The 21,947-nt window shown below is 71.2% G+C and carries 13 protein-coding genes; 5 read left to right on the top strand and 8 right to left on the bottom strand.

Annotated elements, in window-relative coordinates; genetic code table 11:
- Nucleotides 1-126: 126 nt before the first annotated feature.
- Nucleotides 127-7,689, bottom strand: coding sequence for a LamG-like jellyroll fold domain-containing protein (locus ACIHEI_RS06415; protein WP_396605849.1), 7,563 nt, complete (start codon nt 7,687-7,689; stop codon nt 127-129).
- A gap of 580 nt (nt 7,690-8,269) precedes the next feature.
- Between ACIHEI_RS06415 and ACIHEI_RS06420 the strand changes: the two genes are divergently transcribed.
- The 4 genes from ACIHEI_RS06420 to ACIHEI_RS06435 all read left to right on the top strand — a co-directional run bounded on the left by ACIHEI_RS06420 (nt 8,270) and on the right by ACIHEI_RS06435 (nt 10,400).
- Nucleotides 8,270-9,232, top strand: a complete 963-nt coding sequence (locus ACIHEI_RS06420; protein ID WP_396605850.1) for a hypothetical protein — start codon at nt 8,270-8,272, stop codon at nt 9,230-9,232.
- Nucleotides 9,229-9,450 carry a hypothetical protein gene (locus ACIHEI_RS06425; RefSeq protein ID WP_396605851.1) on the top strand — a complete coding sequence of 74 codons (222 nt, stop codon included), beginning with the start codon at nt 9,229-9,231 and terminating at the stop codon, nt 9,448-9,450. The genes ACIHEI_RS06420 and ACIHEI_RS06425 overlap by 4 nt, the downstream gene beginning before the upstream one ends.
- A gap of 193 nt (nt 9,451-9,643) precedes the next feature.
- Nucleotides 9,644-9,970, top strand: a complete 327-nt coding sequence (locus ACIHEI_RS06430; RefSeq protein ID WP_396605852.1) for a hypothetical protein — start codon at nt 9,644-9,646, stop codon at nt 9,968-9,970.
- Nucleotides 9,971-10,130: 160 nt separating this feature from the next.
- Complete coding sequence (locus tag ACIHEI_RS06435; protein WP_396605853.1) at nt 10,131-10,400, top strand: hypothetical protein; 270 nt, start codon at nt 10,131-10,133, stop codon at nt 10,398-10,400.
- On the opposite strand, the gene ACIHEI_RS06440 is transcribed toward ACIHEI_RS06435, so the two are convergent.
- Both ACIHEI_RS06440 and ACIHEI_RS06445 read right to left on the bottom strand, forming a co-directional pair.
- Nucleotides 10,390-10,563 carry a hypothetical protein gene (locus ACIHEI_RS06440; RefSeq protein ID WP_396605854.1) on the bottom strand — a complete coding sequence of 58 codons (174 nt, stop codon included), beginning with the start codon at nt 10,561-10,563 and terminating at the stop codon, nt 10,390-10,392. The two genes, ACIHEI_RS06435 and ACIHEI_RS06440, sit on opposite strands and share 11 nt — an antisense overlap.
- Nucleotides 10,564-10,826: 263 nt before the next feature.
- Nucleotides 10,827-11,192 (bottom strand): carbohydrate-binding module family 14 protein, encoded by a 366-nt coding sequence (locus tag ACIHEI_RS06445; protein WP_396605855.1) that lies wholly within the window; start codon nt 11,190-11,192, stop codon nt 10,827-10,829.
- 307 nt (nt 11,193-11,499) lie between these two features.
- Here ACIHEI_RS06445 and ACIHEI_RS06450 point away from each other — a divergent pair, with 307 nt between their 5' ends.
- Nucleotides 11,500-13,002: a SpoIIE family protein phosphatase gene (locus ACIHEI_RS06450; RefSeq protein WP_396605856.1), complete on the top strand. Its 1,503-nt coding sequence runs from the start codon at nt 11,500-11,502 to the stop codon at nt 13,000-13,002.
- Between the two features lie 99 nt (nt 13,003-13,101).
- Here ACIHEI_RS06450 and ACIHEI_RS06455 read toward each other — a convergent pair whose 3' ends face one another.
- The 5 genes from ACIHEI_RS06455 to ACIHEI_RS06475 all read right to left on the bottom strand — a co-directional run bounded on the left by ACIHEI_RS06455 (nt 13,102) and on the right by ACIHEI_RS06475 (nt 21,870).
- Nucleotides 13,102-14,907 carry a beta-galactosidase family protein gene (locus ACIHEI_RS06455; RefSeq protein WP_396605857.1) on the bottom strand — a complete coding sequence of 602 codons (1,806 nt, stop codon included), beginning with the start codon at nt 14,905-14,907 and terminating at the stop codon, nt 13,102-13,104.
- A 100-nt stretch (nt 14,908-15,007) separates the two neighbouring features.
- Nucleotides 15,008-18,637 carry an endo-alpha-N-acetylgalactosaminidase family protein gene (locus ACIHEI_RS06460; RefSeq protein WP_396605858.1) on the bottom strand — a complete coding sequence of 1,210 codons (3,630 nt, stop codon included), beginning with the start codon at nt 18,635-18,637 and terminating at the stop codon, nt 15,008-15,010.
- Between the two features lie 24 nt (nt 18,638-18,661).
- Entirely contained in the window at nt 18,662-19,507 is an 846-nt protein-coding gene (locus ACIHEI_RS06465) for a carbohydrate ABC transporter permease (protein ID WP_396605859.1), read from the bottom strand.
- A complete protein-coding gene (locus ACIHEI_RS06470) occupies nt 19,504-20,460 on the bottom strand; it encodes a carbohydrate ABC transporter permease (protein ID WP_396605860.1) in 957 nt (318 codons plus the stop codon). The genes ACIHEI_RS06465 and ACIHEI_RS06470 overlap by 4 nt, the downstream gene beginning before the upstream one ends.
- A gap of 105 nt (nt 20,461-20,565) precedes the next feature.
- Entirely contained in the window at nt 20,566-21,870 is a 1,305-nt protein-coding gene (locus ACIHEI_RS06475) for an ABC transporter substrate-binding protein (protein WP_396605861.1), read from the bottom strand.
- Between the last annotated feature and the right edge of the window lie 77 nt (nt 21,871-21,947).

Raw genomic sequence — 21,947 nt, forward strand, 5'->3', positions numbered from 1 at the left:
GGCCGGCCATGTACGCGACGGATCCTCTGCCCACAGCTGGGCCGGCCCGGCTGTGCCGCCCGGGCTCGGCGGCGGGCCCGAGCGAGCAGTCCCCGGTGCGGGGAAGCCCGCACCGGGGAGCCAGGTTCAGGCTTCCACGCCGTAGTACTGGGCGAGGAAGCCGATCACGTCGTCGGCGTGCGGGAGCAGCTCCGGCAGTTCCCGGGCCAGGGTCGTGCGGGTGGCCTCGGCCAGGTCGGGGAGGCTGGTGGCGGCGCCCTTCACGTAGGGGTCGAGGCGGCGGACGAGCTCATAATTGCTCTCCACGTCCAGCTGCCGCATGGCCTTCTCCAGCGCGGGCGCGTCGGCGGGCGGGACGTCGGGCAGGACGCGGCTGACGAAGGTGACCCGGTGCAGGACCCGCCAGCACGGCGGCTTGCGGTCGGCCTGGCGGGCCTGGCGCAGCGCCGCCGCGTTGGGGTCGTGCCCGTTGTTCAGCCAGGCCGGGTCGACGACCTTGTTGTAAAAGCTGTCGAAGTGCTCGCTGTCCTCGCCGAGGTAGAAGCTGAGGAAGCGGTAGGCGTCGACCTTGCCGGGCACCTTAACGGGGTTCCCGTCCCGGTCGAAGACGGGGTTGCGGTTCTGGTCGTAGCTCTGCAGGTTGCTGCTGGGGGCAACCTCGACCTCCAGCCCGAAGGAGCGGGTGGCCTCCTTGCCGCGGGCGCGGGTGGCGGTCATCCCGCCGCCGACGGAGGCGTCGAGTTGGGCGCCGATGCCGATGCCGGCGATCTGGAAGGAGGTGCCGATGGAGGTGCCGACCGAGCCGGAGAGCGAGTACGAGCCGGCGGTGGTCTCGCTGACCACGTCGGTGGTCTCGGTGGTCTCGGCGAAGAAGCCGCCGGCGGCCGTCCACACGTAGGTGTTGACCAGGTCTCGGCGGGAGAAGCCCTGCCCGGTGGCGCTGTCGGTGGCGTCCCGGCCGCGGGCCGGGGCGGCGTCCGCGCCGATGGCGCCGCCGAGCACCCGGCCGGCCTTCTGGGCGAGCGGGTCCGGGGCGTGGGTCTCGGTGGAGACGCTGTCGTAGTAGCTGTGCAGGCGCTGCTGGTCGCGCTGGATGCGGCGCTTGAGCGCATACGCCTCGCGGGGCTTGAAGTAGCTGTACTCGCCCCGCTCGCGGACGCCCCGGTAGTCGGGGTCGGCGACCTTGCCGCGCTCGTCGAAGCCGACGGTGCCGTCGAGGGTGCCCTGCTTGGTGTAGCGGGGGTTGATCGGGAACGGGATGACGTTCCAGTCCTTGGGGATGTCCGGGTTGGGCTGGATCCGGTAGGCGACCAGCGCGCCGCTGTGCGCCAGGCGCAGCGCGAACACGTCCGCGGTCTGCGACTGGACGACGGCGAAGCCCGTGTTGGCCGGGACGTACCGGCGGCCGGCGGTGGGGTTGAGCAGTCGGCCCGGGTCCTCCCAGTGGCCGGTGAGCGAGACCTTGGTGGTGCGGGCGGTGTTCTCGCCCTGGGAGACGGAGGTGTCCTCGGCCCAGCTGTTGGAGAACTCCAGGTTGCCGCGCACGCTCGCGGAGACCCCGCCCTTGGCGATGGCCTTGGCGATGCCGAAGCCGAGCGGGGCGGTGATCATCCACACGTCGACGTCGACCTCGTTGGAGAGCGCGAAGCCGAAGGCGGCGTCCACGCTGCGTTCCTTGGCGGAGGACAGCGAGCGCACGACCTGTTCGGCCTCGGTGAGTTTGACGGTGGCGGCGCCGTCGAAGGTGTCGCTGCCGGGGTCGGTCAGGCCAACGGTGAGGTTCTCCGAGGGGATCGGCGGGGCGCCCTCGACGTAGCCGATCAGCTGGGGGTCGAACTGGATCTGGCTGACCCATTCGCTGACGAGTTCGCCGACCTTGTAGCCGGTGATCAGGTGCCAGCGGCCGTCCTGGAGGTAGCTGTAGGCGCGCTTGAGGACGCCGAACGCCTCGCCGCGCGAGCCGTACTGCATGTCGGCGTACTCGGCGACCGCCGGGGCGGCGGAGATGCTCTGGTGGAACGGGGTGCGCAGCCCGGCCAGGGCGGAGCGGACCTGGGCGGCGTCGTTGGAGACCGGCGCGCTGGAGAGGACGGTGCGCGGACGGGAGGCCGCCGGCCCGAAGTCCAGGTGGTTGCCGCGCAGGCCCTCGTCGCGGACCTGGGCGGCGCCCGCCTCGGTGGAGTCCCGGTCGAACGGCCAGTAGGCGACCAGGCTCTCCTTCTCGCCCTTGAGCCGGGTGAACAGGTTGTCCAGCAGCTGCTCGTGGGTGCGGGCGGTGCGCCAGATCCGCACCTCCTCCAGTACGCCCTCGAAGGCGTCGGCGGGCTTGCCGCCCTTGAGCACGGCACCCAGGGTCAGCTGCTGGTCTCCGCTGTCGGCGAAGGCGGCAGTGTCGGGCAGGCCCGGGGTGCCGGCCGCGTCGCAGGCCACCGCGACGCCGTTGCGGTACAGCCGGAAGACGCTGCCGCGCGGATCGGGGTTGCGCACCCAGCGGGCGCCGCGCAGCCGGGCGGGGTGCGAGCCCGTGGCGTCGGCCGCCGTGCTGCCCGCGTTCTCCTCGAAGCGCCAATGCGCGACCAGGCCGCGGTCGCGGGCGGTGACGGCGGTGCCGAGCCGGGCGGCGTCCCGGGCGGCGCCCCAGATCCGCACCTCGGCGAGCACGCCGGCCAGCTGCTGGACGGCGGCGCCCTCCCGGGCCCGGCCGAGCTCCAGCGGCGCGTCGTTGCCGCGCGGCCCGGGGCCCTCGTAGCGGGCGGCGCCGATCTCCCGGCCGTCCAGGTGGAAGCGGATGTCCTGCCATTCGCGCACGGCAAGGGATTCGACCAGCTCGACGCTCCTCGTGACGGGCTTGCCGTCGGCGCCGGTGGTGGTGATCTCCTTGGTGCCCTTCTGTTCCTGCATCGAGCGACCGCCCTTGCGGACCACCGCGATCCGGTGGAACTGCCCGGCCTTCACGCCCTCGGTGGAGGTGAAGCGCACGGCCCGGCCGTCGGGCTCCTCGAAGGCGAACTCCAGCCGCCCGTCCGGCAGGACGGCCAGCCGGTACGGCACGCTGCCGCCGACGCCGTCGGCGGTGCGGCCCTTGGAGAGCAGGCCCTGTGTCTCGCCGAGGCGGTCGACGCGGGCGAAGACCTCCAGGGTCAGGTCGTCGGCAATGTCCAGCGCGTCGTCGTCCGGGACTTCGAGGTGGGCGTCCCCGGTCAACTCGACCGCCCAGGACTGCTGGTAGGCCAGCGCGAGGTGGCCCCACTCGCGCAGCGCGAAGGTCTCCCGGCTGACCACCCGCCGGTCGCCGACGGCCGCGACGACCCGGTAGCCGCCGTCGGCGATCGGCGAGCGGGCCGGGACGGGGGTCGGCATGCCGCGCAGTTCGGCGTGCCGGTCGTTGCCGGAGCGGTCGGCGAGCACGGCCGTGGCACCGGGGGCCGGCGCCGAGTACGTCCAGTAGCCGAGCAGCCCGGGCTCGCTGCCGCTCAGCCGCCGTGCCTGGTCGGCGCGGACTTCGTCGCCGCCGCGGGCCTTGGACCAGAGCCGGACCTCGTCGATCCGGAGGGAGGCGAACTTGCCCGGCTGGTGCGGCACCGCGCCCAGCGAGAGCCGCCCCTGCCCGCGGTACGGGGCGTTGGCGGTGCGCCGCGCGATCTCCTTTCCGTCCATGTAGATCACCTGCTGGCGGGTCTCGCGCTGGAAGACGCAGGCCCAGTGGTGCCACTTGGTGTCGGGGTACAGCAGCGCCGTGTCCACGTCGTCGCCGTAGAACGCGAAGGTGAAGCGGCCGTTCTTACGGAAGCCGATGTGCAGGCTCTCGCTGTCGCGCCCCTGGTCGCCGCTGTGCCCGAGCACGTAGTGGTCCCGGTCGTCGATGTTGGTGCGCTGGGCCCAGAACTCGACCGTGAAGTCGCCGTCGCCGAAGCCGAAGGCGGCGGGCACCACGGCGGCGTCGTCCACGCCGTCGAAGACCAGCCCCGAGGCGGCCTGGGTGCCGAGCAGGCCGAGACCGTACGGGGTGTCCCCGGCGTTGGCGTGCAGCAGCCGGGCCGGGCCCTCGACCCGCTCCGGGTTGATCCACGTCTCCAGGGTGAGGTCGCCCGGGGTCGCCGCCCGGGGCAGCTGCCCGGCGGGCAGGGCGAGGAAGCGGCCCTTGCCGTCGAAGGCGTAGGCGCGGCCCGGCATGTCGGCCCGCCAGCGCCCGCCGTGGCCGCGCACCAGGCCGTCCGCGCTGCCGAGGGGCAGCTCGGCGACGCCGCCGGGGTCGACGGTGACCAGCCGGGAGCCCGCGGCGAGGGCGACGCCGGGCTGCGAGGAGGTGGACCAGCGGTGGTCGTAGCGCACCCGCTGCACGGTCATCCCCGGCTTCAGCGCCGTCAGCTCCGCGCCCTCGGCCAGGCGCAGCGACTTCGACCCTGCGGGGTGGCTGCCGTCGAAACGGAAGCCGTGGCCGCCGACGGTGACGAAGCCGGGGCCGGCCAGCGGGGCGCCGGTGCCCTCGGTGAACTGCACCACGTCGCCGTCGATCCGCAGCACGGTGCCGATCGTGACGGGCTGCTCGGGTGCGCCGTTCACCACGGCGGCGAAGTCCTCGGCCCGGCGGGGAAGGTGGCTCCAGCGCTCGGTCTGCCCGTTGTGCTTGATCTTCAGGGAGACCTGCGCCGCGTTGTCGCCCTCCGCGATGCCGATGACCGTCCCGGTGAGGTCGGTGGCGGCGTCCCGGGCGGTGAAGGAGACCGTCCGCTCGCCGTCGGCCAGCTGCCGGGAGGAGCGCAGCACCTGGGTGTCGTAGTAGGCCGCGAAGAACTGGCCGTTGGAGCCCCGGAAGTAGAGCACGACGTTGCCGGTGGCGCTGTCCAGCAGGAACGGGCGGTCGGCGGCGCGGGCGAAGCCGAGCAGCGCGCCGGAGCCGCTCAGGCCGGTGCGGTCGACGGTGAGTTGCGGCACCGGCAGGGCGATGTCGTCGGAGCCGCGCACGCCGCCGGTGAGCCGGCCCAGCTCCTCCTGTTTGGCGGCCAGCGCGGCCTGCTGGGAGGCCAGGCTGCGACGCAGCTGGCCGAGCCGGTCCTGCTTGGTGCCGAGCAGGTCGAGCCGGTCGGTGAGTTCGGCGATCCGCTGCTTGAGCCGGTCGGTGGCGGGGCCGGGCTTCGGTGTGTTGTCGACCCGTTCCAGGACCAGGATGCTCTCGCCGGAGGTGTTCACCGGCGTGTAGTCGTACTGGACGATGCGGTCACCCTGGCTGTCCCTGGCCGCGACTGCCTTATGGGTGTGGCGCACCACCAGGCTGTGGCCGTTCCAGGTGTCGAGCGCGAAGTGGGTGGCGGCGTTGCCGGATTCCCGGGAGTACTGGATCAGCGGCACGTTGTCGCTGGTCCCGCCGCCGTCGACATTCATGTCGTGCCCGGAGTTGGCGTTCTTGACGAAGTAGCAGGCGAAGTTGTTGAGGGTGGTGCCGGCCGGTTCAAAAGTCCAGACCGTCGACGCGGCCTGCTTGTTGGCGGTGCGCACCAGCGGGGCGAGGCGGTCCTTGCTGTCGCCCTGCACCGCGAGGTACTGGTCCTTGCCGTCCTTGGGCAGCTTGAACCGCAGCCGGTAGCGCCAGAGCGTGGGGTCGTCCTCCAGCGCGGAGCGGGCCTGGGCGCGCTGTCGCTCGACCTCAGGGATCTCGGCGGTCTCCGTCTGGAGGCGGGTGATCTCGGCCTCGGTGGCGGCGACGTCCCTGGAAAGCTTGGCCACCTGGGCGTCCACCTCGCTCGCCGCGTCCACGTTCCCGCTGGACTCGGGGGCCTCCAGCACCGGCAGGGCCAGCTCCTCCGGGAGCTGTGCGAGCCGGCCGTCCCGGCCCACGCCCAAGTCCAGGGTGGCGACGTACGCCTCGGCGGTGGACTTGCCGGTGGCCGGGTCGGGCCCGGCGGTGGTACAGGCGAGCAGCACTCGGGCCTGGCGCTTGACCGGCTTGGCCGCCCGGTCGTAGCCGGCCGGCGAGGCCTCCTGCTGGTGGTGCAGCAGGGCGGACAGGCCGGAGACCACCCGGCGGCCGGCGAAGGCGAAGCTGCTGCGGCTCACCCCGGAGTTCTCGCTGATCGGGGCGTCGGAGGTGACCCAGGCGGGGCCGCCGCTCATCGTGGCGTGCCGGGCGTTATCGGTCTGGTCGTGCAGGGTGTCTCCGGCGCCCTCGTCGAAGCGGTAGTGGGCGGCCAGGCCCGGCTCGTTGCCGACCAGGCGGCGGCCCCGGTCGGCGGCGATCTCCGCCCCGCCGCGGGCGCGGTGCCAGATCCGGACCTCGTCCAGTTCGCCGCGCCCGTACGAACCGATGGCGCGCCCCAGGGTGAGTTCGCCGACACCCGCGTAGGGGTTGTCGGCGGTGCGGCGGCCGATCTCGACGCCGTCGCGGTAGACGATCTGCTCCCGGGTGCTCCGCACGAAGACGCAGGCCCAGTGGTGCCATTCGCTGTCGGTGGTGCGCTGCGGGACGTTCAGGTCGTCGCCGTAGAAGGCGAAGGCGAAGCTGTCGTCCGGGCGGAAGCCGATGTGCAGGGTGCGCCGCTGCGCGCCGCTGGTGTCGCCGTGGCCGATCAGGAAGTCACGGCCGCCGGTGGCGGTGCGCCGGGCCCAGAACTCCACCGTGAAGTCGTGGTCGGCCAGGGCGAGGGCGCCGCCGGGCACCGTGGCCACGTCGTCGGCGCCGTCGAAGCGCAGCGCCGTACCGGCGTTGCCGCCCTCGTCCGCCGCGGGCACCAGCGGGCGGCCGGTGAACGGGCAGGCGCCGGGCGCGCTCTCGTAGACGGCGGTGCGGTAGCGCGGGTCGGGGCTGGTCCAGGCCTGGGTGCCCTGGGTGTTGAACAGGCCGTCGCGGCTGCGCTCGACGCTGAAGGCGTCGATCCGGCCGGTGGCGTCGTTGTGGGCGAAGATCTGCCAGCGCTCGCGGCCGTGCACGGCGGTGGGCACCAGCAGGGCGGTGAAGCGGCCGTCGGAGAGGTTGCGGACGAAGGACAGCTCCTGGGTCGGCTCGACGAACGGCTGCCCCTCCATGTCCTGGGTGCCGAGGCTGTCCTTGGCGGAGTCCGGACGGCCCTTGTGCCGGCTGCGCCGGTAGCGGACCTCCAGCACGGGCTTCAACTCGCCGCCGGCCAGCACGAAGCGGTCGCACAGCAGGGTCGCGTCGACCACCGCGAGCCTGGCCTCGCCGTCCTTGGCCAGGTAGTCGGTACGGGCCGGGTCGCCCGAGGAACCGGTGCCGTCGGCGAGCCGGAACACCGCGTCGGGGTGGTCGGCGCGCACCGACTGGCGCAGCACGTACAGGTGGGTGCCGTCGGACAGGACGTGCAAGGGGGCGGCGGCGCCGAGCCGGGCCGTGCTCGACAGGAACTGGTCCAGCTCCTGCTCCTCCAGCCGCTCCGCCGCGTCCGCCTCAACCCGCCCGCCGCGCTTGACGACGGGCATCCGCACCGCGCCCGCCACCGCGTAGCCGATCCGCGCCACCTCCGTCGGGAAGCGCAGCGGCAACGGGTCCTCCGACCAGTACGCGGCGTCCGCCTCGCCCTTGACCTCGTCGTGCTGCGACAGGTCCAGGACGCTGTAGACGACCCGCCGCTGATCGTCCATCGCGAACGCGACCGTACTTCCCTGGTGCCGCACGGTCGTGGTGTGCACGTAGGCGCGGTCGCTGTAGACCTTCGCCAGGTGCTGCGTCTCCGTCAAGCCTGTCACCTCACACCCGGTGGCTTCGGGATCACCGACAGCCACACAACACGGACCGTATACACGCTGTCACTTCACGTGACACGATATCAAGTCGTTTTCGCGCCACGGCATCCCCGCGATCACGCCATCACTCCGGAAACCGTCGGACTCCCCTGCGAGCGCCGGCGCGCCAGCCCCTCTGACGGAAACTCATTTCTGACTCCAGAAAAGAACGTTGACTGAATATCAGTTCCGCCCGACAGGATGAACGCACCGGCCGCCGAGACCTCCAGGCAGTCCGTCGAGCTGTGAGCAGCCGATGGCACTGCGGGCAGGAACGACCAGTAATTTGCCCTCCACGAACGCAATCCTCACCACAATTCGCCGACAGACGATCAGCTTTCGGTCATTTGCGGTCGATTACCGGCAGCCCGGAGCGGCATGCCGATCACGGAGCGGACGGCGGATTCAAGGACGGACGCACCACGAGGCAGGTGGTGCCGCTCGCTGGACAAGGAGACCGCGCAATGACCGAACCGAGCAGCTACCACTTCTACACCGCCCTGGACAGCACTGGCCGTCCGACAAGGGGCTGGCCGTGTTCGACCCGGATCTGGGCAGGATCAGGACGACCGCGATCGACGACAACTTCCGCAATCTCGTGGCACCCCCCGGAGGCACCGCCACCCGCCTCTACCACCTCCGGTTCGGCCTGCCCGCGAGCGTGGGGACGAAGTCCTTCGAAACGGACAACGTCATCCCGCCTTGGAGCCCCTCCGCGCAGCAGCCCTTCGCCAACGTGGGCGCAATCAACAAGGACGGCACCACCCTGTACCTCACCAGCGTTCCCGCCGGCGTCGCCGCGGTGAAACTGGCCGACGGCGAGGTGAAGACGTACGAGACGCCCGGGGAGCCGACCCCGTTCCGGCCCACGATCGCGGCCGGGAGCAGCGGCCGCTTCCACCTCGGCAACGAGGGGAACGCCACCGGCGGAAACCGGACCCCGGCGGTGTGCGCGTTCGAGCCGGCGGCCGGACCGATCGCCGTGGCGGCGGACAAGGACCTGTTCACCGTGCAGGTCCTGTGCAGCCCCGACGGCGCCACGCCTGGGTGCCCGGGCACTCCGGACCCATTGGCGGCCATCGACACCGCCACGATGACCATCACGGCACGCGGCACCGGCCCCGCGCCCGCCGCGGCAGCCGTGGCTCCCGACGGGAAGGCGCTCTACGCCCTGCACGCCGACGGCCGCGGGACGGTGCTCGACCCGACCGGCCTGGAGCAGACCGGCACCTTCACCGCCCTGCCCGACAGCGCCCCGGTCCTGGCCGTCGGACCGGACGGCACGCTGTGCATCGCCCACTCCAGCCGCAAGTGCACCACCGTCGCCCCGGGCGCCGACGCCACCTCGGCCCTGGTCCCGCTGGGCGGTGTCCCCGTCGCCGTCCTCGCCGCCGCGGCCACCGAAGCCGCCCCCAGCCCGAGCCCGAGTGGGTCGGGGAGTTCAAGCGGAAGGGGTGCGGCCGGCAATACGTCGACGACACGCTCGGCCACTCCATGAAGGCGACCGACGCGTTCTACGACAAGGGCACCCACATCCCCGCGTACGACAAGGTCTACCAGGGCCGCTACGAGCTGCTCGAATCCTACGAGAACAGCGAGAACGGCGGCCGCTGGCACAAGACCTTCCTCGGTGGCGAATACAAGTACTTCTACCGCATCCCCTCGTGGGGCGGAGTGCTCATCGACGGCGACCAAATCACCTGGAAGACCAACTAGCCCCGCACCCCACCCGACCGCCGAAAGGCATCGCCCCCGACCCGGCAACCGAAGGGGCCAGCTGCACTGGGGGATACATGAGTTGGCGCTCCTTTGAGAGGTCGGCGCAGCAGTGTGCTGACGAAGCGTCAGTGTTCACTTCGCACGCAAGCGTCAGTTTTCGCCCATCAGTGTTCATGGACATCCATCGGGTGTGGTCCCAGAACTGACCGACCTGTTCGAGGTCATGCTCGGCACCGGCATGCGCCGCGGCGAAGCCCTCGCCCTGCACCGGACCGACGTCCACCTCATGGACCGCAAACTCTTCGTCCGCTGGACCCTCGCCGCCATCGACAACAGCGAACTCACCTTCGGACAACCCAAGACCGAGACCAGCCGCGCCTGGATCAGCCTCTCCCCCAGGGCCATGACCGCCCTCCACCGCCAAGCCACCCTCCAGATGAACGCCCACCCCCCCGGCGGCCGGCTCGAAGGACTCGTCTTCCCGAAACCGGACGGCGCTCCCCTGCGGCCCCACTAAGTCCTCAACCAGCTCCGCAAACGCACGACCGGGGCCGGCCTGCCCGTCATGGGCTGGACGACCTGCGCCACACCGCCGCCAGCATCATGATCGCCGAAGGCATCCCCCTCGCCATCGCCTCCAGGACACTGCGCCACTCCACCCTCGCGTTCAGGGCTCCTTGGAGGAGGTTGTCGAGCTGGGCCTTGCCCTCGTTGAGCAGGAGGTCGCGCAGGCAGGCGCAGCCGTTGATCGTGCCTGCGTCGGTGAAGCAGATGAAGATGCCAGCCGCCTGGAGGCCGCGGGCAGCGAGGGCGATCTCGTGTCCGAACGGGAGCGGTACGCGGCTGGCGAGTTCCTGGGCGAAGACCTGCTCGATGCGGGGACGGCCGAGCGCGGCCAGCAGGGCGCCGACGAGGGCCCGGTGAGGCGCTTGGCTGTCAGCAGGTGAGGGCTGTGCAGGAGGCGGTGGCGGTGAGGGTGGAGCCGGTATCGGGCTTGGGGTCGGCGCTTTCGACTGTGGCGGTGGCGGTGAGCTGTCCGAGGGTGATCAGGCCGGGGCGGGCGGTGAAGGTCGCGGTGGCGGTCTGGCCGGACGCGGGGTGAGGATGCACAGGGCGGCGGAGCCGTTCCGGTCGGTGCAGCCGATACCACTGTTCGGGGTGGCGCCGGAGCCGAAAGTGAGACCTGCCGGGAGCTTGACGCCGACCCTGACCCACAGCGCGGGTTCGACAGCCGAGGTTCCGGTCACCGTGACGGTGTAGGTGACGGCGCCTTCGAGGAGGTTGACCCCCTTGGGCCCGGCGGTGAGCGAGACGGCCAGGTGTGAGGTGCCCTCGTCGACGGTGCCGCCCTCGGCGGTGCTGCCGGGGTAGTCTCAGACCTCCAGGACCGGATCGTACTCCAGGCCGTCCGGGCAGTGCATCAGGATCGGTGTGCCCCAGTCGCACGCGTAGAAGAAGCTCCGGTCGTCCGGGTTTCGGCAGCAGGACGGACTGCCTGGAAGTGGGCGGGCAGACCACGGGTTCGGAAGCCGTCGTCGCGGTCGCGCTCGGCGCGGCGACGAGGACGCCGGCCGCAGTGGACAGCAACACGGCGGTGGATACGGCGAGTTCGCGGAACGAGCGCACGGCGGTGCCCTTCGGGAGCGGGGGCGGGCCGGCCGGTTGGGGGGCCGCCCGGCGGACCGGCCGGCGTGGATGAACACCTCGCGCATCCGGAAGACCACAGGCGGGGGCGGCATTCAGCTCGCCCGCACCATCGCGATGCCCGTAGCAGCGTTGCGTATTGGGATCGACAAGCGGCCCGAACCGCGTCGAACCGCAGCGGCGGGCGCAACAGGCAGGCCGGGACGGTCGATGCTCTGCCGTCCCGCCCGCGCGCCGGTGCGGCCAGGACGGGCGACCGGGCACGGGCCGCGCGCCGGGCGGGCTGGTGACCGCCCGGCTTATGCTGGCGCAAGGGGGCCGAGACCTGGCGGTCCGGTCCGGCAGCGGCACCGGATCCCCTGGCCGGAACGGCCCCCATCACCCTTCGCACTGAGGTGGACCATGGCCGCCAGCGGTTCCGCCACGCCGAGCCCGCCCCCCGAGCCACAGCCGCAGCCGCAGCCGCAGCCGCAGGGCGACGCCATCGCGGTCGTCGACGCGGCCGGTCGGCTGCTGCGCTGGAGCCCGGGGGCCGAGCGCCTCCTGGGGTACCCGGCCGGTGAAGTCCTCGGCACCGCGGCGACCGATCTCCTCGGCGACCGCGCGGACACGTCCCGGTTCGACACCGACCGGCCCGGCTACCTCGGCAGCACCGGCCTACGCCATCGCGACGGCGGCGCTGTCGACGCCGCGCTCTGGGCCACCCCTCTCGACGACGGCTGGCTGCTCCAGGCCGACCGCGGCAGTGCCGTCCGGCAGACCGAACTCGACCGCGCCCTGCTGAACGGGGCCCGGGACCTGCGGCGCTGGCTGCTGCCCAGGCGACTGTCCGACACGGACGCCGTCGACGTGGCCTACCGGCACCTGCCGGCGCGGGGCCCGGCCGGGGTCGGCGGCGCCTGGTACGACTACATGAGGCTCTCCGGCGCCCGAATGGCCCTGATGGTCGGTGACACCGCAGGGGACGGGTTGCACGCCGCCGCCTACATGGCCCGCTTGCGGACGGCGACCCGCGTCCTCGCCGACCAGGACCTGAGCCCCGAGGAAGTGCTCACGGGACTGGACGCACTGGTGAAGCGCTTCCTGGCGGACTTCGCGGTCCCCCGGCGCGGCCCGAGTACGACCACCTGCCTGTTCGCGATCTTCGACCCGATCAAGCAGGAGCTCTCGCTGGCCAGCGCCGGCCACCCGCTGCCCATGATCCGCGCCGCCGACCAGGGCGCACGAGCCCTCGACGCGCCGATCGGCCACCCGCTCGCGGACCCCGGCACGCCCTATGAGCGCACCACCCTGCCCTGGACCGACGGGGACATGCTGATCCTCACCACCAGGGGCCTCGCCGCCGCCGACGGCGACGACCACCCAAGGCCGCTGCTGGCCGCGCTGAACTCGTTGGCACCGCCGACCGGGCCGCACGCGCAGGACGATCCGTCCGCCCTGTGCGACCGCCTGATCCACCGACTCGACCCGGACGGCCGGGTCAGCGACGCCGTGCTGATGATCGCGCGGCTGCGCCGCCTCGCACCCGATCGCTACACCGCCTGGGACCTGACGGACAACCCCGAGGAGGTCGGCCGCGCCCGCGCGCTGGTCGCCGGGCAACTGCGCACCTGGGGCCTGGAGGACCTCGACTTCGGCACCGAGCTTATGGTCAGTGAACTGGTCACCAACGCCCTGCGATACGGCAAGCCGCCCATCCGGCTGCGGCTGATCCGCGACCAGCACCTCATCTGCGAGGTGCTCGACAGCAGCAGCACCTCCCCGCACGTGCGGCACGCCGCCGACACCGACGAAGGCGGCCGCGGGCTCTACATGGTCGCTCAGCTCGCCGACAGGTGGGGAACTCGCTACCACGACCGCGGCAAGACCATCTGGGCGTGGCAACCGCTACCGGACGCGGCCTGACCGGCGGAAGGCCGGCCGGCGCGGCGTCCGTCGTGCGGCGTGGTACGCCGCACCGGCGTGTCCAGGGTGGTCGCCTCGTGGAGGCCGGGTTCGGCCGGGTCAGTACTTGGGTGCCGCGGCGACCGGTCCCAGGTCGGGTTCGGCCCGCAGCTCCACCGTCAGCGGCGCGCTGCTTCCGGCGAGGTCCAGCACCAGCACCTCGTTGGCGCCCGTGCGCCACAGGGGTGCGGGGGCGTAGAGGGTGCGCTGGGGGCCCTGCTCGGTGCGCAGGCGGCCGAGCAGGAAGCCGTTGACCCAGACCAGGGTGCGGTCGCTGCCCGGGACGGCGAGGAACGCGTCGGCGGCGGCAGGCAGTTCGACGGCGGCGCGGTGGAAGGCGGGGCCCCCGATCGTCGCCTCGGCAGCAGGACCGGCGGGCAGGACGGTCAGGTCGTCCAGCGGCAGCACCCGGGCATCCCACCCGAAGAGGTGCTGGTGGTCGAGCCGCACGCCCCCGATCAGGCCCTTGCGGTCGGCGAGGTGGGGGCCGTAGTTGACCCGCCCGAACGGCTCGACGAGGATCTCCAGCTCGGCGCCGCCCTCGGGGACGGTCAACTCGACGGTGGGGGACGGGTCGTCGCGTTCGAGTACGCCGACCGGGCGCCCGTCGAGGAAGACCTGGGCCAGGTCGCGGATGCCGTCGACGGTCAGCGTGGCCGGGCCGGCCGGGCCGGTGATGCGGTGGCGGTAGTGGACCAGGCCGCAGTGGTGGCCGAGCTTCTCCATCGGCTCGGGCGCCGGGCGGTGGGTGGCGTTGGAGAGCAGGTCCAGGCTGTCGCGCAGGGCCGCGATCCGGGTGGCGGGAACGGTCTGCGGGGTGACGCGCGGCGGCCGGGCGGGCAGTTCGGTGTCCGGCAGCGGCAGGTAGCGCCCGATGATCTCCCGGAAGGCATGGAACTTCTCGGTGAGTTCGCCGGCCTCGCCGATCGGCGCGTCGTAGTCGTAGCTGGTGATGGTCGGCATGTAGCCGGGCTCGTTGAGGGTCTTGCCGGTGTGGTTGGCGCCGGCCCACCAGCCGAAGTTGGTGCCGCCGTGGCCCATGTAGATGTTGACCGATCCGCCGGCGGCGAGGATGCCGTCGAGTGCCTCGGCGGCGTCCGCGGCGTCGCGGACGTGGTGCGGGTCGCCGAAGTGGTCGAACCAGCCGTTCCAGAACTCCATGCACATCAGCGGTTCGTCGGGCCGGAACGCGGCGAGCTCGGCGAAGGCCTCGGCGGGGCGGGAGCCGAAGTTGGCGGTGGCCAGGACGCCGGGGAGGGTGCCGCCGGCGAGCATCCGGGCCTCGGGGCCGTCGGAGGTGAAGAGCAGGGTGTCGATGCCCCGGGCGACGAGGCCGTCCTTCAGGTGCCGCAGGTAGGCCTGGTCGTTGCCGTAGCTGCCGTACTCGTTCTCGATCTGGACGGCGACGATCGGGCCGCCGCGCGAGGTCTGGAGGTCGGCGAGGACGGGGACGAGCTGGTCGAACCACTGGTCCACGGCGGCGAGGTAGGCGGGGTCGCTGGTCCGCAACTGCATCGACTCGTCGGCGAGCAGCCAGGCGGGGAGGCCGCCGAGGTCCCATTCGGCGCAGATGTAGGGGCCTGGGCGGGCGATCACGTCCAGGCCCAGTGCGTCGGCCTCGCGGACGAACGCGGCGATGTCGTGCCAGCCGTCGAAGCGCGCGGGGCCGGGGGTGGGCTGGTGGAAGTTCCAGGCGATGTAGATCTCGACGGTGTTGCAGCCCATGGCGCGCAGTCGCGTCAGCCGGTCGCGCCACAGCTCCGGGTGGATGCGGAAGTAGTGCACGGCGGCGGAGACGACGCGATGTTCACGGCCGCCGCGCAGGAGGCGGGGGCCGTCGACGGTCAGTGCTGAACGGGGGTGCATGTGTCTGGCTGCTTTCGGTGTGTCGTTGGGAATGCGGCACCGGGCACCCCGGCAGGGTGGTGCCCGCCGCCGCATTGGTGACGCAGGTGTCAGTGGAGCGTCACGGATGGGTCCACTGCTGGTTGGCACCGCCTGTACGGCTCCAGATCTCCAACGGGGTGCCGTTGTCGGTGGCGGCGTCGGTGGCGTCCAGGCAGAGTCCGGACTCGGCGCCCGTGAACGTCCCGGTGGCGGAGTCGTAGGTCCACTGCTGGTTGGCGCCGCCGTTGCAGTCCCACAGTGCGACGCGGGTGCCGTTGGTGGTGCCGTGGCCGGCGACGTCCAGGCACTTGCCGAGGGAGCGGATGGTGCCGTCGCCGGGGAAGGTCCAGGTCTGGTTGGCGCCGCCGTTGCAGTCCCACAGATCGATGCCGGTGCCATTGGTGCTGTCGCTGCCGGGGATGTCGACGCAGCGGTGGGAGGCGGCGCCGACGATCGGCCCGGAGGTCGGGACCGGGCAGGTCGGCAGGCCGGTGGCGGTGGCGCCGAGGTCGTCCACGACCAGGTTGTCCAGGGTCGCGGCACCGCTGTTTCCGGTCGCGGCGGTGAGGGCCAGGTAGGCGTCGCCGCAGTCGCCGGCCGTGAAGGAGGTGTCGATGTGGCCGGAGGGGGCCGATCGCTGCGGCGGCAGGCTGTCGGTCCAGCTGCCGGTCCACCACGACGGGACGGGGCCGGGAGCGGGCGCGCCGGTCAGGGGTTGGGTGGTGGTCCGGTTCAGGGTGACGTCGGTGATCGGGGCCCCGGCGCTGTCCGCGCCGACCTGGAAGTGGTACTGCGAGGCGGTGTCGCTCTGGTAGTCCGCCTGCACCCGGTAGGAGTGGCCCGGGACGAACCGGATCGATCCGGGCCAGGTGCGGAACTGCAGTCCGGAGCCGTTGTTGATGGTCTCCAGCGAGTAGTTGCCGCTGATGGTGTCGCGGGTGTAGCCGTCGTGGAACTCCGAGAGGATCTCACTGGGCTCGCCGGGCTTGCCGATCAGGAAGGGGCCGAATCCGCCGCCGGTGTTGTGCTCGAAGTCCTCGGTGTAGAAGTGGCCGTCGGCCTGGTGGGTGGCGCCGGGGTCGGCCATGGCACGCACGTCGGACCAGAGCACGGCGTCGTCGGCGTTGGTGGCGCCGGCGGCCATCAGGTGCAGGGTGGCGGTGGTGGCGCCGGCAGGCTGGGTGAACAGCACTTCCAGGCGCTGGAATCGCTGTCCGCTGAACCGGTTGTCGGCGTCGGTCTGGACCGGGGTCGGCCTGTCGATCCAGTTGCCGACCGGTGTCGCGCCGTTGCCGTCGATCCGAAGGGTGGCCTTGCGGGTTCCCGTCACCGAGACGTAGGCGGACGCGGAGTAGGTCTGCCCCGGAGTCAGACCGGTCAACTGCTGGGTGACCTGGCCGTCGCCGGTGCCGGAGATCCGCAGGTTCTGGAAGCCGTTGGCGTCGGTCACCACGGAGAGACCGGAGGTGTCACCCGAGGCGGAGGACGGGGTCCAGCCGCTGAGGTCCCGGGTGAAGAACTCGCCGTTCTTGACGATCGCGCCGCTGCCGAAGGCCACCGAGGAAGCGGTGTCGGTGCGCAGCACCGGGGTGCCGGTGTTGCTGCCGTCCGCGAGGCTGCCGGCCGTGGTGGCGGCGACCGGGGTGCCGGGGTAGATCACGTACGGGGTGTCGGCGTCCAGGTCGAGGGTGATCCGGCCGCCGCTGACCGTGAGCTTCGTGCCCGCGTCCTTGCCGGTGTCGGAGAGCTTGTACAGCGTCACCGTGCTCTGTCCGGACCATGCCTTCGGCAGGGTCCAGGTCCGCGACTCGGCGGTGTCGTCCCAGGCGTAGATCTTCTGCTGGCCCTGCGGGGACCAGGGCAGGAAGAGCTTGTTGCCGTCGCGCTCGAGGGCTCCGTCGCGCCAGATCTGCGGCGTGGCGCCGTTCATCGTGGTGGACACGCCGCCGGTGAACTGGATGGCGCCGGGCTGCCAGCCGGTGATCCGGAAGTTCTGCAGGTACTTGGTCGGCAGGTTGTTGGTGAAGACCTCGGCGATCTCCTGGGGTACCGAGTTGTTGCTGTGGTAGCCCATGAACCCGGCCTTGTTCTGCTCACCGCCCAGCATCGGCTGGCTGCTGTTGACCCAGGCGTCCATGTCCTGGTTGTAGAGGAAGCGCAGGATCGTGCTGTTGATGCCGGTGTCGGTGCGTTCGTTCGAGGTGTGGTACCAGGACGCGTACGGGAACATGAAGGCCGCCCACTCGGTGTAGATCGGCAGGCCGTGCTTCGTGACGGCGTCGGCCTCCTTCCACGCGTTCCAGTCGACGTCCTCCCGGTTCACGAAGGCGTCGCTGTAGACGAAGCCGAGGTGCGGGATGTCGTGGACGAGCGCGTCGATGCGTGAGGCGTAGTCGCCGCCGGCGAGGTCCTTCGACGTGTCGAGGTTGTAGGCCGTGTCGCCCCAGATGTACGGGGAGCCGGGGCTGGTGGGGTTGGTGGTCCTGTCCCAGCGGAAGGCGTGGCTGCGCGGTGCCGCGCCGACGTCGCTGATGTGGACGCCGACGATGGTGTTGTAGGCCCTGGCGGCGTCGACGAGGGTGTTGATGTCCGCGAGTCCGCCGGCGGCGGTGTTGTAGTGGCCCGCGTAGTCGGGGTGGCCGGCGTCGTGGCCCTCGTCCTGGTAGCCCTTCAGTTCGACGGCCTGGCCGAGGCCGTCGGTGTAGAGCGCCGTCTTCTTGATGTCGTCGAGCGTCTTCAGGAACGGGTTCTGTGCCTGGGACACGAAGTTCATCGAGATCTGGGAGACCACGTTGTTCTTGGTCTCGGCGGCCTGCGCAGGTTCGGGCATGATCTGCCGGTAGGCGACGGCCGCGTCCTGCCAGTCGACGCTGCCGCTGCCGTTGACGTCACCGGTGAGGACGACCTTCTCCTCCGGCAGCGCGACGACCTGGCCGTCCGGCCCGCGGTAGGTCCACAGGTCCGAGCCGATGGCGGTGGTGTTGACGCCGCCGGAGACGGTGGTCTGCACCAGCAGGTTGCCGCCGCAGTCGGGGGCCACCGGATCGCCGAAGGTGGTCAGCGAGTTGCTCGTGACACCGGCGGCGATCGTCGAGGTCGCGACCAGCGCGACGGCCTTGTGCCGGGGCGCGGAGTCGGCCGGCAGGGAGGAGACGGCGCCGATGGTGTCCGTGTCGGGGCCAGGCGGATTACCCGACCCGACGGCGTTCAAGGAGTTGCAGAGGGCGGCGTCGGCGAGCTGCGAGCCGGTCTGGTCGCCGCGCACGGACAGCAGGTTCTGCCCGGGGATCGCGAGGGTGGTGACCTTCGTGGACCGGGTCTCGGTCACGCCGGTGACCTTCCAGTCCAGGACCGGACCGGAAACCGACACCCGGACGTGAAGCGTGACGCCGATCGAGGTGAAGCCGAGCGTGTAGTCGACGTGGTCGGCCGCGACCACGGAGCTGACGCCGGGCGTGTACGCGGTGCCGTTGATGCTGACCCGGGGCGTCGCACCCGTGTTGCCGGGCAGGGTCCCGGTGCCCAGCCGGTACTGGAGCACCTGGGGGAAGGCCGTGTCGACGGTGGCGCTCAGGCTCCCGGAGCTGATGGTGGCGGTCCTGGTGGCGGGGACGGCAGCCTGCGCTGCGGTCGTGGGGGTGGCGCCGAGAAGCAGGAGCGAGGTGCTGAGCAGTGCGGCACCCGCTCTGCTCGTATGCGGTTTGGGCATGGCCGGCCCTTCGGAGGTGGGGGGCTACTTGACGGCGCCTGCCGTCAGACCACTGCGCCAGAAGCGTTGCAGTGCGACGAAGGCGATGAGCAGGGGGACGAGCGAGACGAAGGCCCCGGTGATCGGGAGCATCGGGGAGACGCCGTTGGCGAACTCCGAGCGCCACTGCACCAGTCCGACGGTGACCGGGAGTTTGCCGGCGTCGTTGAGCATGAGTGCGGGCAGCAGGTAGTTGTTCCAGACGCTGACGAACTGGAAGAGGAAGATCGTGACCAGCGCCGGCGTCATGACCGGCAGCGCGATCCGGAAGAAGGTGCGCTGTTCGCCGGCGCCGTCGATGCGCGCCGCCTCCAGCAGCTCGTCGGGGACCGACGCCGAGGCGTAGACCCGGGAGAGGTACACGCCGAAGGGGCTGACGAAACTGGGGAGCAGAACGGCCCAGTAGGTGTCGGTCAGTTGGAGTTTGGCCAGCATCAGGAACAGCGGCAGGGCGAACATCGGCGCCGGGATCAGCACCGAGGCGAGGACCACGTTGAAGATCGCCTCACGGCCGCGGAACCGGTACTTGGCCAGCGCGAAACCGGCCATCACCGACAGCAGGGTGCTGACCGCCGCGCCGATCAGGCTGTAGAACGCGCTGTTGGCCAGCCAGGAGGAGAAGATCCCGCCCTGGAAGGAGAAGAGGCGGTCCAGGTTCCCGCCCAGGTCGAAGTTCGAGAACCACAGCGGATGGCCGTGGTAGAGGTAGCCCTCGCCCTTGGTCGCCGAGACGAACAGCCACCACAGCGGGACGAGGGTGTAGAGGGCCATCAGCCCGAGCAGGGAGTTGACGACCACGCGGGTGGTCAGCGGGTCGCGGTTGGTGCTCATGCGTCGGCCGTCTTTCGCTGGGTGAACTTCAGGAGCCCGAACGAGAGAACCAGCGTGACGAGGGCCAGCAGAACCGATTCGGCGGCGGCCAGGTTCGAGTCCGCCTGGGAGGCGGTGAGCGTGGTGTTCATGATCGGACTGAACTTGTTGGAGGCGCCGGGAATCCGGGCGGCGGCGAGCACGGCGGGCTCGGTGTAGAGCTGGGCGGTGCCGATGATGGAGAACACCGTGGTGAGGACGAGGGCGGGTCGGATCATCGGGATCTTCACGTACCAGGCCAGGCGCCAGCCGGTGCAGTTGTCGAGCGCCGCGGCCTCGATCACCTCGCCGGGCAGGGCCTGGAGCGAGGAGTAGATGATCAGCATGTTGTAGCCGGTCCAACCCCAGGTGATCATGTTGCCGATCGACACCGGGATCCAGCCGGCCGACAGGAAGTCGATGTGGAGACCGATCGCCGCCAGTGGACCGGTGAACGGCGAGAGGTCCTTGATCAGCAGGAACGACCACATCACCGCGGCGATCGCACCGGGCAGCGCGTACGGCAGGAAGAAGGTCAGCCGGAAGGTCTTCCGCAGGCGGGCCGAACGCGAGTCCAGCAGCAGTGCGAGGAGCAGGGCGAGCCCCAGCATCACCGGCACCTGGACGACGCCGAGCAGTGCCACCCGGCCGAGCGAAGCGGTGAAGTCGCCGTCGCGCAAGGCCGCGGCGTAGTTGGCGAACCAGGCGAACCGAATCGTCTGCGCACCACCGAACAGGCCCTGCCGGTGGACCTGGAAGAAGCTCTGGTAGATCGCGTATCCGATCGGAGCGAGCATCATCGTGGTGAACAGGATGCCGAACGGGAGCAGGAACCCGGCCGCGTTGCGCGCGGTCCGACGACGGTGGCGGCGGCTCGGCCCGGCCCCGGCACGCGCGGGCGCCGGTGCGGGCGGAGACGATGTCAGGGTGCTCATGGTGATCTTTCCTCGGACTGATGCAGGACTGCCGGGGCGGTTCCCGCGGTGTCGCACCCCCGAGCGGCACCACGGGAACCTGTGGGCGGTTGACGGTCCTTCGGGTCAGCCGCTGGTGACGGAGAGCCCAAGGCTCTTGATCTTGTCCACCGTCTTCTGCTGGACGGCGGTGGTGGCCTGGGCGTAGCCGCCCTTGCCGATGGCGTCCGAGTAGTCCGCCTCGACCTGGCCGAACGTCGGCCCGACGACCCAGTTGGCGGGGACGTTCGCCGCCGACTGCTTGAAGACGTCGTAGATCTTCTGGCCGCCGAAGTACGGGTCGCCCTGCGACAGCAGCGGATTGTCCAGGCCTGCCTTGGACGCCGGGTACAGACCGCCGACCGTGATGCCGGTGCTCACGGCGTCCGGGTCACCGGACAGGAACGCGGCGAACTGCTCGGCCTCCTTGGGCGTCTTGCAGCCGGTCAGCACCGAGGTGGCGGACCCGCCGGAGTTCGAGCTGGTCGTCTCGCCCGCGGACCAGGTCGGCAGCGGGGCCACGGCCCACTTGCCGCTGAGGTCCTTGAGGTCGCCCTTGATGCCCGGGACGGCCCACGCGGCGTTGACGAACGTCATGACCTTGCCGGCTTCCGATGCCTTGCCGAAGGCCGGATCCCAGGCGTTGCCGTTGTTCATCACCTGCTTCTTGTCCTTCAGGCCCTGCCAGTACGCGGCGACCTTCTGGGTGCCCGGATTGTCGACGGACACCTGCCACGACGAACCCTGGGTGCCGAACCAGGACTTGCCGGTCTGCCAGGTCAGGGCGGCCATGTCGTAGGCGTCCTGCGGCGCGGTGCCGAAGGCGACGCCCGGGTCGGCGTTGTGGACCGCTTCGGCGTCGGCGGCGTACTCGTCCCAGGTCGCGGGGGGCTTGGCGATGCCGAACTTCTGGAACAGGTCGGTGCGGTAGTACAGGGCCATCGGGCCGGTGTCGACGGGGATGCCGTACACCTTGCCGCCGGCCGAGGATGCCGCCACGGTCCAGTCGAGGTACTTGCCGGTGTCACCGGAGGCGTACTGGCTGATGTCCAGCAGTGCGTTCTTGACCAGCATCGACGGGATGTCGTTGTAGGTGACCTGCGCCAGGCACGGGCCCTTGCCCGCCTGGATCGCATTGGTCATCTGGTCGTAGCCGCCCTTGGCACCGGACGGGATCTGCTTGAACGTCACCTTGACGTCCGGGTGGGACGCGTTCCACTGCTCGGTGATCTTGTCGTAGCCCGGGGCCCAGCCCCAGAACTCCATCGACACCGGCCCGCCCTTCGACGGACTGTCGGTGGTGCCGGAGCTGGAGCATCCGGTCACCAGCAGGGCAAGGGCGACGGCTGCCGCACCGGCGGTGGTTCTGGAGAGGGAGGTGGAGGTGGACATGCGTATGGCTTCCTCTGGGGTGGGCGGGGCTGCCGGGGAATTCGGAGAAGGCAGCGAGACATGTGCGGGTCTGCGGT

Source organism: Kitasatospora sp. NPDC051984 (assembly GCF_044593455.1).
In the GTDB taxonomy this organism is placed as follows: Bacteria; Actinomycetota; Actinomycetes; order Streptomycetales; family Streptomycetaceae; genus Kitasatospora.